The sequence below is a fragment of the Streptomyces sp. 8N706 genome (genome assembly GCF_052245415.1).
In the GTDB taxonomy this organism is placed as follows: Bacteria; Actinomycetota; Actinomycetes; order Streptomycetales; family Streptomycetaceae; genus Streptomyces.
Map to the genome: position 1 here is coordinate 1 of NZ_JBQQBW010000259.1, position 743 is coordinate 743.

1 protein-coding gene is annotated in these 743 nt (G+C 71.2%); it reads right to left on the reverse strand.

The window, feature by feature from the left end:
- Positions 1–80: 80 nt before the first annotated feature.
- Positions 81–743: type I-E CRISPR-associated protein Cse1/CasA (locus tag ACTWQE_RS34160; RefSeq protein ID WP_443332972.1), on the reverse strand; the 663-nt coding region annotated here is incomplete at its 5' end.

Here is a 743-nt window from a genome sequence, read left to right on the forward strand (position 1 = left end):
TTAGTCCTTCTGCAGCTGGGCGATAATGGCGCTGATGGTCGATCCCACCCGAGGCCGGGCGGTGGGCGGGGAGGCGGTAGTCATGCGGGCACCTGAGAGGAGAAGTCGGATCCGGCCGCCGAGCCGGGCTCTGGCGTGGGGCCGGTCTCGGGCACGGCACCGGTCTCGCACTGATCGGTGCCGAAGGGGCGGCTCAATGCCTTGTTGAGGCGGCTTCGGAACCACAGCTCAGCCAGCGGGGAGTTGAGCCACAGGGAGCCCTTCTTCGTCGCCACGGTCCGGCCCTCCCACGCGGCATCGCCTGCACCGGCCAGCAACCCCTCACCGAGCCGCCCGATGTGCCGGTACGCCTCCCGCTGCCAGAGCCTGCGCTGCTCGTACGGGTCACCGGCGTCGGCAAGCCCTCGCAGCCAGGTGCGATAAGGACCGTCCAGGGCCGCGAAACCGAGGTCGCGGGCCGCGCCCCAGGCCGGTTCGGGCGCGGAACCGGCGGCGCGGGCCAGGTCCTCAGCCAGACGCCCGAGAGCGGTGACGGCGGCCTCCGCATCCGCGACCGCGTCGATCGCCTGCTGCGCATACTCCCGGTCCTGCTGGTGCAAGAGGACGACGGACATGACAACGTGGTCGTCCACGACCTCGTCGATCACCGACTGCTGGGTGCCGTAGACCGCGCCGACGATGCGGGCCCGGATGAGGAACCCACGCGGCAGTTCCCCCTCCGTCGCCAGCCGCGCGATCCACTC